This window comes from Allofrancisella heilbronnii, assembly GCF_000710735.2.
GTDB lineage: Bacteria > Pseudomonadota > Gammaproteobacteria > Francisellales > Francisellaceae > Francisella > Francisella frigidaquae.
Genome location: NZ_CP144673.1, coordinates 362,044 through 378,302 on the forward strand (window position 1 = coordinate 362,044; position 16,259 = coordinate 378,302).

Consider the following 16,259-nt stretch of genomic DNA (forward strand, 5'->3'; position numbering starts at 1 on the left):
GTTTTTGTTAATGACCTACTCAAAATTGAATAAACTATAAGGAAACGTATCATGAAAAAAATTACATTAATCGTTCTAATATCTAGCATATTGGCTTCATGTGTATCAACATACCAACCGTTACCTGCTGATGATAAACCTACTGAGCAACAAACAGCTAAGTAGAGGAGAGTATTTATGAAAAAAATCGCAATAATTATTTTATGTTCTATAGTCTTAACCTCATGTGTAACAAGTAATCAATGTCCAACTAAAACTGATTCAAATGGTGCAAAATACCTAGATAAAAATAACTGTATACAAAAAACTTACTTGGCTGGGCTTATTCCTATTGACTAAAGTTTACTTAAATAGAATTTTTTAATAACTCTTTCAAATTACTTCAAAAATTAGCTAAGCCTTTTTCATTGCCTAAAAATTAGCCATTTAATTTTTTTGTTTAAAAAAAACATAAATAAAAATTTGTTTTTTATTAATTTATAGTACCTTGGCTTGACTAATATAGGTAAAAAACCTTTGTAATTTAAAGGCTTGGGCTGCAGTTTAAGTTTACAGACATATAAGGCTACTTATAAGTTAGGATAAACCAGTCTATTCAGCTGTGGCATAATTTTTTTTAACTTGAAAGTTAAATAATTTTTCCCTTAAAATTAAACTCTAAAATTTGCTGTATAAAAAGTTGTAGCCATTTCTTGATAGCTTGTAATATCAAAGTGAGGGCTCAAACTATACTACTCTATAATATCGATATTTATAGTTGGTTGTAACAGTAATAAAACCTAAGTTTAAGGGAGACTTATTTATGGCAAACCAATACACAGGTAATTTTGAACTAATAATTCAGGATAGATTTAATTGTTCAGCTGAAGAGGTATTATTAAAATGTCAAAAACAAGGACTTAGTTACCAAGACGCTGAAAAAGTACTTGGATTTAAACATGTAACTATTAGAAAATGGGCAAAAAGGTTTGGTATTAAATTGCCTGCTAGGTTTAGAACCCAAGAGAATCAGTTCAGAGAAAACCAAAATGAAGAAGCTTATATTAATGAATGTAGGTCAAAAAGAGTAAGTAATTCAAATATCTTTAGTCGTTGTTGGGTTAACGTAAAACTTTATTCAGTAATAAAGGCTAAGTTTTGATTAACGTGAATAGGGGTATTGTTGTTTTTAAGTGTAAAGGCCACATTATCGTTTGGCAATAATAGTATGATGGTTGAACCAAAATTAAACCATCCTAAAATATCTCCCTTTTTAAACTCAAGGTTATATTTACTATCATTATAAAACCAAGTTTGTATTTCACTGTAGTAATTAGGAGCTATCTTGCCATGCCAAATAGTTTCAATTCCAGCAACTAATAATGCCCCAACAAATATTACAGCAACTTCTCCAATTTTTGTATCAAAGTAGCAAATTAATCTTTCATTTTTAGCGAAAATATTATCTACTTTCTCAGTAGTAAGTTTATTAACCGAAAATAATTTGCCAGGTATATAAACCATTTTAGTAAGTTTTCCATCAATAGGCATATGCACACGATGATAGTCACGAGGTGATAAATATATAGTTGCAAATTTAGTGAAGTGAGTTTTAGAACTATTTGCGATTAGCTTATCAAGAGAAAATAATTTTCCTTTAGCCTGTATGAGTGTTCTATTATCTATTTGTCCAAACTGGCTTAGTACACCCTCAGCCGGAGAGCTGATTACTTTAGGATCATCTTCTAGTGGTCTAAAGCCATCTGCCAATTCTCTGGTAAAAAAGTCATTAAAAGAATTATACTTGCTAATTTCAGAGTACTTTGCTTCCGCTAAATTTATCTTAAATTTTTTAACAGCAGCATTTATTAGGAAATTCTTTATAAACTTGTTTTTTGAGTTAGCTAATTTGCTTACCAGGCGTGATATAAAACCATGAGGTAGAATATACTGTATAAATATAAATAAAAAATCTTGCATAACCTTCCTATGTTGTCTACAACCTAAGCTTTTTATTATATTTAAGTATAGCACTGTGTTATAATGTTTAGCTAACAAATTTTGTTAAGTTAATTAGTGTTAAACAATGAAAAAAATAACCAAAATAGTAGTTTTGGTAAGTTTTGTTACTTTACTACAAGGTTGCTCGATGAATCAGGTAGAGAACGATTTTTCTTACGAAAGTTTATCAGATACTGTTGAAGGTTCTCCATTTAGAAATAGAAAGCTTGATTATGCCCGAGCAGAAGTAGTTGAAAACCCATCTTTAAAAATGCCTGCTGGCTTAAATGGTGAACTAATAGATCCTAAGTTTACCTTACCAGAAGGTGATAATACTTTTGCCAAGTCTCAAGTAGAAGAAGCAGAAAAAGGAATGCTGCCTCCAAATTACAATGATAAATTTGATATGAGTAAGATAGTAGCTGATCAAATATCTAAAATATCTATCAGTGTAGTTTATGATGATAAAGGAGCGCTTAAGCTAGTATTTCGTGAACCGTTGCTAGTAACTATTAATTTGTTAGAAAGCTATTTTAAAAACTATTCGGACCGTTATGAAATTTTATCGTTAGAAGATAAGGTCTTAACAGGACATATTATAACAGTTAAAGATAATACAAAAAATTTAGTTTTTGTTATAAAAGTACGTAAAATAGATGAGTTATCAAGTCTCGTGACTGTACCGGCGGTATTTAATGCTGATGGTAAAACTTTGGCAGATAACCATATAGATCAGGAGGTTGGATTATTAAATCAAATTCGTAAAGCCTTGGATGGACAAGTACTAAAAAGTCAGGATAATATCAATTTAGCAAAAGCTGCCCAAGCTAGTGTTACTTCAAGTTCATTAAAGCCTTCAAGTTTATCAGATACATCTAATAGTAAGTCTGGTTTAGGTGGTTTGGCAGGAGCAATAAGCTCTATAGGTTTTGGATCGTATGATAGAACTATTCAAAAAAGTAAACAACAAGATACTGATGATAATATTGAAAGCCAAGATAACTATACTAATATAACAGCACCGTCTGGTAGTCAGGTATATAATAGCGATGTTACACCACAAGTTTTAAGCACATAGGCAGAAAAATGTATGATGTATCAGTGTTTATAGGGCGTTTTCAACCTTTTCACAAGGGGCATTTGCATAATATTCTAAAGGCTTTAACTCTTAGTAAAAGAATAATTATAAACGTAGGAAGTTCTTATTGCGCTTCTAATATAAAAAACCCGTTTTCTTTTGAGCAAAGAAAGCAGATGATAGAAGCTGATTTAGATATTTTAGGTATAGATCTAAGTTTGGTAGAGATAGAACCTTTGGCTGATTATTACTACCAAGAGCAAAAATGGGAAGATGATTTACGTGCTAATGTAAATAAACACGCTGAATTTAATGATAGCATAGTAGTAGTAGGACATGAAAAGGATGCATCAAGTTACTATCTAAAAAGCTTCAGTGAGTGGGACTATTTATCTGTTGATAATTATAAGAAGTTCAATGCAACAAATTTTAGAAAGCAGTATTATAAAGGCACCATCTTAGCAGAATACATGTGTTGTGAAGACCCAACAGCTGGTACCTACAAAATGCTACGGGAATTTATGCTTACCGATCAGTACCATCTTTTAAAAGAAGAGAATCAGCTAGTAGTAGACTATAAAGCTAAGTGGGCATTTGCACCACATAAACCAATATTTGTAACTGTAGATGCTTTAGTTGTGGTAAATAATCATGTTTTACTTATTCAAAGAAAGCAAGCTCCAGGTAAAAATTTATGGGCATTGCCAGGTGGATTCTTGGAGCATGGCGAATTTATCGCACAAGCAATAGTTAGAGAGCTATATGAAGAGACAAATATAGATATATCTACAGAACAGTTGGCCTTAGCTAATAGAGGCAATTTTGTGTTTGATTATCCATCACGTTCTATAAGAGGGCAAACTATTACACACGTTGGTTTATTTGTATTAGAGGGGTATAATAGTCTACCAAATATAGCGCCAGCAGATGATGCTAAAGGTGCAAAATGGATTGATATAAAGTCTATAGTAGAAAACATGTATGATAAAATGTTTGATGATCATTACCAGATAATCAATATTTTGTTAGAACAATGTGGCAAAGTATTATAAGGAGATTTTTATGAGCTTATCAGTAGTGATCTTAGCAGCAGGCAAAGGGTCTAGAATGAATTCAAATAAACCTAAAGTTTTACAGACTTTAGCTTCTAAACCATTGATAAAACATGTTATTGAGTCTGTGGAGAAATTAAATCCTACTAATATTGTAGTAGTAAATGGACATCTAAAAGAGCAACTTGAGCAAACACTTTCCAATAGAAACATTACTTTTGTACATCAGGCTGAGCAGTTAGGTACAGGTCATGCCGTGTTACAAGCCTTGCCGTATCTGCAGGAGCAAAAAGTACTTATACTTTACGGGGATGTACCACTTATTTCAACTGAGGTTTTAGATAACTTAGTAAGCACTACCCATAATCATGATTTGGGAGTTTTGACAGCATTTGTTGATAATCCATCTGGGTTAGGACGTATAGTAAGGGATAAATTTGGAGCTGTGACTGGTATAGTCGAAGAAAAAGATGCTAATGATGTCCAGCGTCAAATAAAAGAGATTAATACAGGCATATACTGTGTTCATAAAAACTTATTGCAACAATGGTTACCTAAGCTACAAGCAAATAACGCCCAAGGAGAATATTATTTAACAGATATAGTTACATTTGCAAAAAATGACTCAGTTTCTATAAATGTAACTCATCCAATAGAAGAGTTCGAAATCTTAGGCGTTAATGATAGGGCTCAATTGGCAAATTTAGAAAGAGTATGGCAGAGAAATGTAGCAGAAAAAATTATGGCACAAGGTGTGAGTATTGCTGACCCAAATAGATTTGATGTTAGAGGTAATCTAGAAGTTGGTAAAGACTGTTGGATAGATATAAATGTAATAATTAAAGGAAATGTAAAATTAGGCAATAATGTTGTTATTGGAGCTAATTGTATCCTTAAAAACTGCACCATTGAGGATAATGTTAAGATAAAGGCAAATAGCATGATAGATGGTTCTATTGTTAGAAATGGTGCTATAGTTGGACCCTTTGCACGAGTGCGTCCAGAATGTGATATTAAAGAAGAAGCAGTTATTGGTAATTTTGTTGAGACTAAAAAAGTCACTCTTGGTAAGGGGTCAAAAGCTTCACACCTTACGTATCTTGGAGATAGTGAGATAGGGCAAAATTGCAATATTGGCGCAGGGGTAATTACTTGTAACTATGATGGAGCAAATAAACATAAAACAATAATTGGGGATTATGTTTTCGTAGGTTCAGATTCACAACTTATAGCACCTGTCAATATTGGTCAAGGAGCTACAATAGGAGCAGGATCAACGATAGCTAAAGATGTGCCTGCTGATAATCTAGCAATTTCACGAGCTAGACAGCGTCATATAGATACATGGGAAAGGCCTGTTAAAAAAGTTACTAAGTAAGATAAATAAAAAAATCATAGGGTATATTAATTTATGTGTGGGATAGTCGGAGCAAATTCAACGAGAAATGTAACAAACATTTTGATTGAAGGGCTTAAAAAGCTAGAATATCGTGGTTATGACTCAGCAGGTCTTGCTGTAATAAGCGATAAAATAGATGTGTGTAAAGAAGTTGGTAAAGTTGTAGAGCTTGAAAAATCAGTTCATGCTTTAGTAGGGCAGTTAAAGGGTAATATTGGTATTGCTCATACTCGATGGGCGACTCATGGTAAGCCATCTAAAGCCAACTCTCATCCTCATGCATCAAATAATTTTTGTATAGTTCATAATGGTGTAATAGAGAATTTTGCAGAATTAAAAAAGTCTCTAATTGCTGAAGGTTACGCCTTTAAATCAGACACTGATACAGAAGTGGTAGCACATTTACTAGATAGAGAGTGGAGTGATGATAAGACGATAATAGAAAACATAAAACATACTGTTTCAATGTTAAAGGGTGCTTATGCTCTAGCTATAATTTCACAAAAATTCTTAGACAAGATTGTAGCTGTTCGTTCGGGGTCTCCATTGGTTATAGGAGTTGGCATTGATGAGAATTTTATTTCATCAGATGCTTTGTCATTGCTTCCAGTTACAAATAAGTTTTCTTACCTTGACGAAGGCGATATTGCGATAATTTCTCGGGATAATATAGAGGTGTTTGATAGTCAAGGGGCACCTAAAAACCTTGAAGTAGAAGAGTATAACTACTCTTCTATGAGTACCTCAAAAGATGGTTATAAGCACTATATGCTTAAAGAAATATATGAGCAGCCAGAAGCAATATCAAATACTATTACATCAAGCCTTAGTGAGGATGGCGAAATTTGTTTAGAAAATTTCAATAAACAGACACAAGAGCTGTTTGAAAAAACACAACATATCTGTATAGTTGCTTGTGGTACAAGTTACAATGCTGGTTTAACAGCAAAATATTGGATAGAGAAGTACGCTAAAATTCCATGTAGTGTAGAGATTGCTAGTGAGCTTAGATATCGAGATAATGTTGTAGTAGATGGATCTTTGTTTGTGAGTATTTCTCAATCTGGAGAGACAGCTGACACTTTAGAGTCACTAAGAAAAAGTAAAAAACAAAATTACATAGGGAGTATGTGTATATGTAATGTGCCAAATAGCTCTCTTGTGCGTGAGTCAGATGTTGTTTTTATGACTAAAGCAGGAGTGGAAATTGGTGTAGCATCTACAAAAGCTTTTACTACACAACTGGTGGCTTTAGCTTTATTTACATTAGTTATGGCAAAACTAAAAGGAAAACTTTCAGATAGCGAATTATCGCGTTATACACAAGAGTTAAAAAACATTAGAGCTTTAGCTTTAGGAGCCCTTAAGCTAGATGCTGAAATTGATGGAATAAGTGAGTATTTTTCTGATAAGGAACATACGATATTTTTAGGTAGAGGATTGTATTTTCCAATAGCTATAGAAGGAGCACTTAAACTAAAAGAAATATCTTATATACATGCAGAAGCTTACCCATCAGGAGAGTTAAAGCATGGTCCTTTAGCTTTAGTGGATAAAAATATGCCAATTGTGGCAGTAGTACCTAATGATGAGTTATTGGATAAAACTTTATCTAACCTCCAAGAAGTTCATGCTAGAGGAGGCAAGCTTGTTCTTTTCGTTGACAAAGCAATAAAAGATAGAGTTAGCTTTGATAACAGTATAGTGTTAGAGCTAGATGCAGGTAGTGACTTTAGTGCTCCGATCGTATTTACTATACCATTACAACTTCTTTCATATCATGTGGCTATTATCAAAGGTACAGATGTTGACCAACCTAGAAACCTAGCAAAATCTGTAACAGTTGAGTAGCTAGGGTGCAAACTTTTTTTGATGCCGTTTAATATTTTAATACAGGTATAAGGGATTAAGACTTTGGCTATTATTTAAGAACAAATAAATTTGATGGCTACTTATATTGGTTTTTATTCTGCAACGGTTTTCTTCTGTCCTGGGTTACTTATTGTTACTTTACCAGTCATGCTTGTATAAATACAATAAGAACAACTATTAGCTCTAACAACTGGCAAACCTTTAACTTGAGATTTTTGAGCTAACTGTAACCAAGGTGAAACAATAGGTATACAAGGCTGTGGCATACCTGTTGCCATCACAACTGGGTGCATAGGATTTTTGCATGTACCAAATGATGGGATATTAAGGTAAGGAATAAAGTTAATAGGTAATGTGGGAGCCAATTTTTCTATAAAAACACCTGTAGGGAGTACATTTAAAGGCATTTCAGAAGACCCAAAAGAACATTTAACTTTAGCACCAGAAACTACGTATAATTCTTTTGACCCAGAAGTAGTACCACGATTTCTACCAAGTAAACCAATCACACACGCAGGCATAGCAACCGAAGAAGCCATTAAGTTGGGCTTATCTAATGTAGGTATATCTAACGTAGGTGAAGCTAATGACAAATCCATAACCCTTGTATTAAGAGAGAGTAAATTAACAGCTAGCTTAGCTGTACCAAATTGGCTGTCTATGGATGGTATAGGCGTATCTAGTTTATTTAACCAGCCTGAAAGTTTGGGTGATAAGTTAGGACATGAACCAAAATCATTAAGTAGCGAAGCTAATTTAAATTTTGAGTCCAAAAGTAAGTCTGGCAAATCTAAAGACGGTAACTCTAAGGTTGGTTGGTCTAAAACAGGTAAATCATAAGGAAGATTTAAGTTATCAGTCAACATTGAGAGGTCTGGAGTAAGTTCTGGTAATAAATCTTGTAAATCTGGAGTTAGAAACGATGGTAGATCTGGTATCATACCTAAATCTAAATTCATATTTGGATGGTCTAAGTCACAAAAAGCACAGTGAACGCCCCCACTTAAGGCATCCATTTGATTTAACACATTAGCATTTATATCCATATCATTTATATCAATATTCTGTAGATTTTGAGTATCGAGTAGTTGCTGCATATCAGAAACTTTACTATTTAAATCGACTAACTCTTCTCCTAATGGGTTGATTTCAGAAAGTTGATTTATATTATCTAAGCTTGAAGTAAATTCTTCAAAACTTGTATCAACATTTGCTATTTCAAGCTGGAATTCTGGTTTTTCAAAATCAGAACAGCAATTTGCAGTACTTAAAAAATCTAACTTTTGATTGATATTGTTTAGAGTATTTAAAGATGTAAGGGAATTTTGTAATAAAGCAGGATTGACGCTATTAGTTTGATTAAGTAATAAGCTACTATTTATTTTTAAATTCTTAACATCTGCAACTTGGGAGTTTAATGTATTAATTAAAGAACTTACTTTGTCAACACTAACCTCTTCATTTACGTTACCTTTAAAATTATTTTTAAAATTTGATATAGTATAATAAGCTTCTACATTTTTCTCTGCATATCCTTTTACGTTAGGGTTATTTTTTATCTGTTCAAAATGCTGTAAGGAATTAAGAGCACTATTTTTTATGTTTTCTACATCAGGGTTAGCAGAGTTTTTGGCTAAATAAGAGCCTAGTTTATTAATTTCAATGTTGTATGAGGTAACCGGTTGAAACAGTTCGTTGTCTAGAAAAATTTGAGGTGTAGTAATATTAAATAATGCGTTTGAATTATTAATTATATTTTGTAATATAGCAACTCCAGGAGCTACAACATCGACACTATGAGCTTGGATGGCATTACCTAAAGCTTTATAATTAATTTTATATAACTCTTCTTTGGATATTTGTTGAAAATCTATCTCGTTAAATATTCCTTTTAGCTCTATATTGGGAGAACGGTTCAAGTTTTCATCTGCTAACGTTAGTAACTTGTGTAGATCTGTCTCTATAGATTCCATTAAGCCATCAGTATATCCATCATCTAAAAAAGTAAGTTTTTGGTCAGATAATTTTTGGTAGATATCTTCCAGATTATCCGTTGGAATTTTGCTAAGAAAATTATCATACTCAACGAAAGTTTTTTCTTTTTCCAGTAATTTATTTAAATCAATAGTTTTAGCAACCTCTGAAGGTAACTTATTATAAACTTCTTCAAGTTTAGCTATAGTAGCTTTAGACTTATTAATGTCAAACATAAAATAATCCTGTATTAAATTGTTATAGAATAAAAAATCATTTGTAACGTTGGTGAAAACTAACCTGTATTTACTTTAGGTGATTTTATATCAACACTCTTACTAGCTTTAATTTCGGTTTCTTTCGAGTTAATGGCAAAGCTATCACAGTCTATTTCAAACGTAGGTGCCTTGCATGTAATTTTATTTTTTTCTATTTTAATGCTAGATTCGCCATTATGGAGGGTGATGTATTCTTCTTCGGAATCGATACAAACCTTTAATTCTTTATTTTCTAAGGTTAATTTCTTTGACTTAAAATCCAAAGTTATCTTTTGGGTGTGGCTGTGTGCTTCTCCAGAAATTTCAATTTTATCTTTATCTGCGTCAATTGTATGGTTAAAAGTATCTGACATAGGTTACATCCTCATATGGGTTATTAAATGTACTGTGTAACAAAGAAAGTTACTATCAACACTATAAATGAAGAAAACGCAAAAATATTCTTTGGTACTTTTGCCCAGAGCAGGTTTTTTTTTGTATCTTGATTAAAAGCAAACTTTGTAACCTTTATTGTTGGTTTAATGTAAAAAGCTAACTGCCTAATATACATTAACCTTTTAGGGTTATTAAGTTCATAACGTCCTCTATATCCATGCTCTAATAAAAAATAGTAAATTAGGTATATAAAGTCTAAATTTTTCTTTCTTTGCAAAATAGAATCAACATATTCGTAAAATACATCACCAGCATTAGCAACATTAAATAACTCAACTTGCATTGGTTTATAGTTAAAGTTATGTTCAATAGCTTTCAAGCTTAATAATTCATCACAATAAGCTACAGTAGCAAAAATTATTAAATGGCAAAAGCTATTATCAGTAGTATCATTCTCCGATAAGAATATTGATTCTAATTTATTGATTTTTGATAATATAGTATTTCTACATATATCAAACGTACCTTGTGTTTCTGGCACAAAATCATCAACTGCATTAATAATGTTAAAAAAACAAGTCTTCCACATAATTTTCTTCCTTTTGTTTATTTAAGGTTATTTTATTGTTGTCTAGAGTGAATTTATAAAATTTGTCAATAGGATCTTTTATATAATAGTTCCAATTATTTACTTTGGTACCAGCATCTTGTAGCATAAAAAATATACTAAAGTCACCTCTTTGGTCTTTAAGTGTAATATCTTTCTTAACACCTGGTGTTACTAAATATGATAGATATAAAGAAGCATCTTCGAGAATTTGGTTTTGTAGCTTATCTGGAGTAATTTTTTTGAAGTCAGCAATATTATCATTTCTATTGATAAGAACAAAAAAGGGAGCTCCTTTATTTACTTTTTTATTTGTTGCAATTTCAACAGTAATGTCTTTTGCACACGAACATAACAAAATTATTGTTAACAATAGTAGGCATTTTTTCTTAAAAATCATATTATTCTCTCCAAATATTTACCACCATCCAAATAGCAATTCTGTAATTTACTATTAATGCTACATTGTAATGGTCCATAGTCTATTAAGCACATTAAATTATTAAACTTTAATCCAGAAAATTGGGACATTTCAATTAATTTCTCTTTTAACAACGTTATATCATTTTTATAGTCATCCTCTTGATCTTTCAAATAAAAAGTAATTACTCCACAAACATACAAATTAGGTTCTATATCTATAGCTAGGCGGACATTTTCTATAAAGCTTGCTTTAGTTAGTAAAGAAGTTTTATTAAGAGTAGCTTTTTCGTAATGGATATCAACAGATACTAATATTTTAGGAAATAGTTGAATAATTTGATGTTCTATTAAGCTTAATAAGTTTTTTTTATAATCTAGAGAAGAGAAAAATAGTGATGAATCTAAATAATACTTATTAAGATCTGTTAAACATGGATACATGTAGTAATTAAAACATTCAAACCACATAGTCCAAAGCTTTTTTTCAAACTCCTTATCATGACTAGCTATATATTCGATATTGTTATATAAATCATACATATCTGTAGTTTGGTGGATAAAAAATGATGCATTTATATAAACTATTATTTCATTATCTAATAACTCTACTTTACAGATTATGTATTTGCTAGTAACCATATCCCAATTTATCTTATAATCCAAGCGATAGTCAGGATAAGTTTCTTGCAAAAATTTTATACAACTACGGTAGCTAAGAGGTATCTCTTTTATTTCCATTCTAAAAGCCCACCTCTAATTTAGTATCTAAATATGGTACATTGTGACTAATAAAAAGTTTAAGCTGATGTATATAAAATATTATCCATTTTTGTATAACCGCGTCATCAGTTATAAAATTCAATACGATTTCCTTTCCTTTGACTTCAACTTTATTTAATAAGTAGTTTATTTTAATGTAGGCAAATTTGTCAAAAAATGTCAATAAGTGTTTCCACATATCAACCGTCCACTTAGTTAGCTCGGAGATACTCAATAATGAGATGAGAGCCCGTATTTTTATTTCATCCACGCTAGTAGAATGATTGTGAATAGAGCTAATAGCATTAATTTTATAGCGATTAATGTTATGCCCGTACCATCTTAAATTTGTGTCTGTTGCATACAAAGAATCATCTAGGTTATAATCGATATACATTGAGCCTGTTATATTAGTATTAAAATACTCCTCTATCTGGTTAAACTCAACTCCAATCTGGTTATCGTTATACACGATACGATACGCACTGGGGTTTATTAAATAATTATTTGAGTATAAACCTCGTAACTCACAAGCTTGATACTTTAACTCAGAATCAGTTCTTAGCCAATATATGTCATCATTACCATCTAGCTTAAAAGGCTTAATATTAACTACAGCTTGGTTCATCATAGGAATTAAATTAGTATGAAAACATTTTATTAATTCATGTTCAGGAATACTTAGTGTATCAAACTTTAGTTCTAAGTCTAATTTCTCAAAAGATATTTCTTTTATTGCGCTAAAATCAATACTAACTATAAATTGGAGTCTAGGGTCATAGATATTATTTTTAATAGCCATGTTCACTTTTTGTTTATATGAGTGACCAAGTTCTAAATTAACTTCCAGGCAAGATTCAACTGAGCCACTGTAGTATGTTAGCTTGGCTTTTTCCTTTAGATTATTAAATATTTGCAGGCTCCGCTTAATATTACTAGTATCTGAGTGAATCCAAAAAACTAAGCGCTGGTTAGCTAAAGTGAATGTTTTATCATTATTACTAAAAGTTAGGTTTATAGAGTTATCAGAAAGTTTTCGAACTCGGTGGACACCAAATGGCATCAAGCTAGTATCTAACATAGAAAACAAAGAACCCTGACAGTTTGGACGATTAACCTGAAGCTCTTGATAAAGGTCAATATATTCAGAATCGTTATTATATTCGATATCTGTAACCTTAAGAAAGACCCCCTTAGGGCAGGGTGTTAGTAAACTACTATATTTGTTTTGTATTTTAGAAGCATATATTTGGTGAGCATATTTAACAAAGTTCGCGTTAGCATTCTCTTTCCATTCTGATAGTTTTGTTAATATGCTATTTGCAACTTTATCAACTTCAATATTATTATTCATATGTTTTTCTATTTCCTTTTTTACAAAAATACCGGTTCCTATTTTATTGATTAAACATGAAACTATTTAAAGGAATATAAAAGCTGACATTTCCTTCTTTAAATTTCCACGTAAATACATCATTATTGTTTGAAGCTTGCTTTAGTAGTTTAAAACAAGACCAACTCCCAGAGTTTGTTTTAAAATTTAACATGTTATTGTTTGTATCTACTATCTCAATACTACATACACCTGTTTCCCACCAGTTGATTTTAAACGTTTTCTTTATATTATTTATTCCCATATTATAAATATCTTCGTTGTCATAAGAGAATAAGCCAATATAAGCTAGAGGTTTTGCTGGGTTTGTATCTAGACTATTTATGACTAATCCATTAACAGAGGTAACGGTTAAGCTTAAAGGTTTTATAACACCTGATTTATCCCATAATGTATTTTTAATTTCTTCTAGCGCTAAAAGTTGGTTTTTATTGCTTGGATACAAATAGCTAATAATATCCTCATTTAATGCAAACTGAGTTTTCAATAAGTGGATTTCTCCATCGTAAGCGCCACCTTTAGCTAATACTTCTGTCAGATATGTTGTCGTTGCTTCGTCAGTTGAATTCACATTGAAAGGAAATTTAGAGTAAACATGGTTGTATATAGGAGATATATGTATCGTCCAATATTCATTTATGTATAAAGATATAAGTGAATTAGCCACCTCTCGAAGCTGTTTAATCGGTAACCTGACTATCGTAGATATTTTAGGATCTAAACTAAGGCTAGAAATGTATTTGTCAAATTTTATGTCAATTTCTTTTTCTAATTCATCACGTTTTTCTATATACGATTTAGGATCTGAAAAAAGTTTAGATAATATATCGCCCATTTGTTCCAAGATCTCTTTATATTTATTTAAAGTTTTTTCAAAGGCGTTCAAACTAATTATATAAGAGCTTATAGTTTTATTGTTTTTAGCAAAGAAGGATAAATTATTATTTACTTCTTCGAGCAAATTGTTTAAAAGTTGTGTTTTAGCTAAGCTATATAATTTATCTATACTTTCCTTATTTGATGAAGAAGCTATATCCAGTTGGTCTTTTATACGATTTAAGTTGTAAACTAAATACTTTAACTCATATGCACTTTTTGATCTGACTAAAAAAGCTTCTAGAGTTTCCTTAAACTTGTTACCTTCGTAAAGTTGTATTGTATCTGTGTATTCGTTATAAAAAGGAAGAATCACGTTTAAGTAGTACCTTTTAGAATACATCTTTGAAGGATCAGTATAGGGTACTATATCAAGTGTACCTAAATTATCCATAGCTACTAAAATTTGTTCTAACAAGTATTCTTTATCTTCTTCACCCAAAAATTTAGTCTGGCTCGCAAATTCTTTTAATATGTAATTAAATGTATATAGATCTTGTGAATTATGTAACTCTTGTAACAGTACTATAGAGTTCAAGATAGCTAATTTATTACTCAAGGTTATTATCTGTTGGGAAGTTAAAACAAGGTTAGAATTCAGCAATAATGTTTTTGCAAAACTTCTAATATCTTTTTTTACCAGAGAATCGTTGACCACGTAGTTACTACCTAAAATATTTAAAAATAGTAATTCTGATATATCTGTATATAGTTTACTTACAACTGCATCGTTAGTCTGGGCAATATTACTTATATTTTTTTCAGCTTCATCAAGTATTTGAGCTTTATTTAAAGCTATTTTATTACTATTAATCATGTCAACGCTTAATGAGAGACCTTGACCAGTTTTTACTCCGAATCTTTCATTTAAAATATTAGAAGATATTATAACTGACAAAGGAAGATCTGTTAGGTCTGCCCAAAAATTACTACTTATAGGGATATTTTTACTTAAGAAAGATAATGTTCTATAGTCCTTAATACTTGCTAATGCTAGCATATTGATAGCAGAAACTTTTGTATATTCTTGTTGTTTAAAGAAATTCTCATAAAGACTATTATCAAAAATTTCGTCATAATCTTTTTGATGATTTCTAAAATAAAGGGTTGGTTTTGCAGCTACGGAAAAACTTTCATTGAGAATATGAAAATATAAATCAGAAGTAAATTTATTCAATTTTAAACTGCGAGTTTCAAAACCATACTGTATCTTGTCTTTAAGCTCTTGTTTCTCTAACTGATAAGCCATAGGTAAGGATATTGCTATCCCTAAACTTAGAGCCGTTAACCCACCATACTTAATAATTTTAGAAGTCATATAAATTTCATCAAGATTATCATTTGATCCTACAAACCTGTTAATATTTTCTTGTTCAATCAAATAAAAACCTTTAACTTTAGGCGCTGTTTTTTCCTCAAGACCAGAGTATAATTTTTGTAAATAAGGAGTAACTTTTGTACAGCTCATCAAGAATTTGTATAATTCAGTAATTTCTTGGGTATTAGATCCTTCATCCATTACTAAAGTCTTTAACTGATCTTGAGTTAGCAGCGATTCGGCCCATCCTTCATCCGGTAAAAATTTTTGCCAAAACGGGAAGCTAGAAAGGCCTTTTTGTAATTTATCCCAAGCTACTGCACCAGGAATTTTTTTACTATATATTAGAGCTATTTGTAAAGAAATTTTATTCCTAAAGAGATTAGCTAAAATAGTTAATACTTGTACGATATTATTAATTTTTTTCTCGTTTATACCAGTATCACTAAGATGTTTAGATAAATTGACTTCATATATGATACTATTTAACACACCTTTTGAAAAAAACTTAAAAAACGCTCTAATTTCTTTTATGTCGAGGTTACTACCTAAAAACTGGTCAGGGTTTATTGATAGCACAATATTATTTGATATCAAGGTGAGTTCAAATCCTCTCTCAGAGGTTATAGTTTCAGTTACAATAACCTTTTTTTTAAGCCTAAAAGAACTAAATATTCTATACTTTATAGGTAGTGTTCTTCGAAATTCTGAATATATAGCGGTTAATTCATTCACTTTAAATATATACAATATAAGTTTTCTATATTTACCTAAGGTGTATTTTTTAAATACTTTCATTAACCAAATTCTTACTAATTTATAACTAACGATAATTATTACTGCTAGAGTAATCAAACAGAGTAGCGCTTTCATAT

The 16,259-nt window shown here is 31.0% G+C and carries 14 protein-coding genes; 6 read left to right on the forward strand and 8 right to left on the reverse strand.

The window, feature by feature from the left end; genetic code table 11:
• Positions 1–177: 177 nt before the first annotated feature.
• The gene (locus FRA_RS01675; protein WP_321174136.1) at positions 178–339 is read left to right on the forward strand and encodes a hypothetical protein; all 162 of its coding nucleotides are present in this window, start codon (positions 178–180) and stop codon (positions 337–339) included.
• 463 nt (positions 340–802) lie between these two features.
• Positions 803–1,141, forward strand: coding sequence for a transcriptional regulator FevR (fevR, locus tag FRA_RS01680; protein WP_035721268.1), 339 nt, complete (start codon positions 803–805; stop codon positions 1,139–1,141).
• Here fevR and asd read toward each other — a convergent pair.
• Complete coding sequence (gene asd / locus FRA_RS01685; RefSeq protein ID WP_035721271.1) at positions 1,114–1,959, reverse strand: archaetidylserine decarboxylase; 846 nt, start codon at positions 1,957–1,959, stop codon at positions 1,114–1,116. The two genes, fevR and asd, sit on opposite strands and share 28 nt — an antisense overlap.
• Before the next feature lie 106 nt (positions 1,960–2,065).
• On the opposite strand from asd, the gene FRA_RS01690 reads away from it, so the two are divergent.
• Genes FRA_RS01690 through glmS form a run of 4 tightly spaced genes read left to right on the forward strand, consistent with a single transcriptional unit; the run spans position 2,066 to position 7,360 of the window.
• Entirely contained in the window at positions 2,066–3,058 is a 993-nt protein-coding gene (locus FRA_RS01690) for a hypothetical protein (protein ID WP_035721275.1), read from the forward strand.
• Between the two features lie 8 nt (positions 3,059–3,066).
• Complete coding sequence (locus FRA_RS01695; protein WP_035721278.1) at positions 3,067–4,110, forward strand: bifunctional nicotinamide-nucleotide adenylyltransferase/Nudix hydroxylase; 1,044 nt, start codon at positions 3,067–3,069, stop codon at positions 4,108–4,110.
• 10 nt (positions 4,111–4,120) lie between these two features.
• The gene (glmU, locus tag FRA_RS01700) at positions 4,121–5,488 is read left to right on the forward strand and encodes a bifunctional UDP-N-acetylglucosamine diphosphorylase/glucosamine-1-phosphate N-acetyltransferase GlmU (protein ID WP_035721280.1); all 1,368 of its coding nucleotides are present in this window, start codon (positions 4,121–4,123) and stop codon (positions 5,486–5,488) included.
• Between the two features lie 33 nt (positions 5,489–5,521).
• Positions 5,522–7,360, forward strand: coding sequence for a glutamine--fructose-6-phosphate transaminase (isomerizing) (glmS, locus tag FRA_RS01705; RefSeq protein ID WP_035721282.1), 1,839 nt, complete (start codon positions 5,522–5,524; stop codon positions 7,358–7,360).
• Between the two features lie 113 nt (positions 7,361–7,473).
• On the opposite strand, the gene FRA_RS01710 is transcribed toward glmS, so the two are convergent.
• Genes FRA_RS01710 through FRA_RS01740 form a run of 7 tightly spaced genes read right to left on the reverse strand, consistent with a single transcriptional unit; the run spans position 7,474 to position 16,257 of the window.
• Positions 7,474–9,591, reverse strand: coding sequence for a DUF4280 domain-containing protein (locus FRA_RS01710; RefSeq protein ID WP_051686800.1), 2,118 nt, complete (start codon positions 9,589–9,591; stop codon positions 7,474–7,476).
• 59 nt (positions 9,592–9,650) lie between these two features.
• A complete protein-coding gene (locus FRA_RS01715) occupies positions 9,651–9,986 on the reverse strand; it encodes a hypothetical protein (RefSeq protein WP_035721284.1) in 336 nt (111 codons plus the stop codon).
• 23 nt (positions 9,987–10,009) lie between these two features.
• Positions 10,010–10,597, reverse strand: coding sequence for a DotU family type IV/VI secretion system protein (locus tag FRA_RS01720; protein ID WP_035721286.1), 588 nt, complete (start codon positions 10,595–10,597; stop codon positions 10,010–10,012).
• Positions 10,575–11,015 carry a type VI secretion system lipoprotein IglE gene (iglE, locus tag FRA_RS01725; RefSeq protein ID WP_035721288.1) on the reverse strand — a complete coding sequence of 147 codons (441 nt, stop codon included), beginning with the start codon at positions 11,013–11,015 and terminating at the stop codon, positions 10,575–10,577. The genes FRA_RS01720 and iglE overlap by 23 nt, the downstream gene beginning before the upstream one ends.
• On the reverse strand, positions 11,012–11,776 hold the full coding sequence (locus FRA_RS01730) for a hypothetical protein (RefSeq protein ID WP_035721290.1): 765 nt from the start codon (positions 11,774–11,776) through the stop codon (positions 11,012–11,014). Before FRA_RS01730 ends, iglE begins: the two co-directional genes overlap by 4 nt.
• Position 11,777: 1 nt before the next feature.
• Positions 11,778–13,151, reverse strand: coding sequence for a type VI secretion system baseplate subunit TssF/IglH (gene iglH, locus FRA_RS01735; RefSeq protein WP_035721292.1), 1,374 nt, complete (start codon positions 13,149–13,151; stop codon positions 11,778–11,780).
• A 43-nt stretch (positions 13,152–13,194) separates the two neighbouring features.
• Entirely contained in the window at positions 13,195–16,257 is a 3,063-nt protein-coding gene (locus FRA_RS01740; protein ID WP_035721294.1) for a hypothetical protein, read from the reverse strand.
• Positions 16,258–16,259: the final 2 nt, after the last annotated feature.

What these genes read in the sequence shown, in the direction of transcription:
- iglH (WP_035721292.1), bottom strand. Translation starts at nt 13,151, where the DNA reads ATGAATAATAATATTGAAGTTGATAAAGTTGCAAATAGCATATTAACA.
- FRA_RS01720 (WP_035721286.1), bottom strand. Translation starts at nt 10,597, where the DNA reads ATGTGGAAGACTTGTTTTTTTAACATTATTAATGCAGTTGATGATTTT.
- FRA_RS01690 (WP_035721275.1), top strand. Translation starts at nt 2,066, where the DNA reads ATGAAAAAAATAACCAAAATAGTAGTTTTGGTAAGTTTTGTTACTTTA.
- FRA_RS01740 (WP_035721294.1), bottom strand. Translation starts at nt 16,257, where the DNA reads ATGAAAGCGCTACTCTGTTTGATTACTCTAGCAGTAATAATTATCGTT.
- FRA_RS01675 (WP_321174136.1), top strand. Translation starts at nt 178, where the DNA reads ATGAAAAAAATCGCAATAATTATTTTATGTTCTATAGTCTTAACCTCA.
- glmS (WP_035721282.1), top strand. Translation starts at nt 5,522, where the DNA reads ATGTGTGGGATAGTCGGAGCAAATTCAACGAGAAATGTAACAAACATT.
- FRA_RS01715 (WP_035721284.1), bottom strand. Translation starts at nt 9,986, where the DNA reads ATGTCAGATACTTTTAACCATACAATTGACGCAGATAAAGATAAAATT.
- fevR (WP_035721268.1), top strand. Translation starts at nt 803, where the DNA reads ATGGCAAACCAATACACAGGTAATTTTGAACTAATAATTCAGGATAGA.
- asd (WP_035721271.1), bottom strand. Translation starts at nt 1,959, where the DNA reads ATGCAAGATTTTTTATTTATATTTATACAGTATATTCTACCTCATGGT.
- glmU (WP_035721280.1), top strand. Translation starts at nt 4,121, where the DNA reads ATGAGCTTATCAGTAGTGATCTTAGCAGCAGGCAAAGGGTCTAGAATG.
- FRA_RS01710 (WP_051686800.1), bottom strand. Translation starts at nt 9,591, where the DNA reads ATGTTTGACATTAATAAGTCTAAAGCTACTATAGCTAAACTTGAAGAA.
- iglE (WP_035721288.1), bottom strand. Translation starts at nt 11,015, where the DNA reads ATGATTTTTAAGAAAAAATGCCTACTATTGTTAACAATAATTTTGTTA.
- FRA_RS01730 (WP_035721290.1), bottom strand. Translation starts at nt 11,776, where the DNA reads ATGGAAATAAAAGAGATACCTCTTAGCTACCGTAGTTGTATAAAATTT.
- FRA_RS01695 (WP_035721278.1), top strand. Translation starts at nt 3,067, where the DNA reads ATGTATGATGTATCAGTGTTTATAGGGCGTTTTCAACCTTTTCACAAG.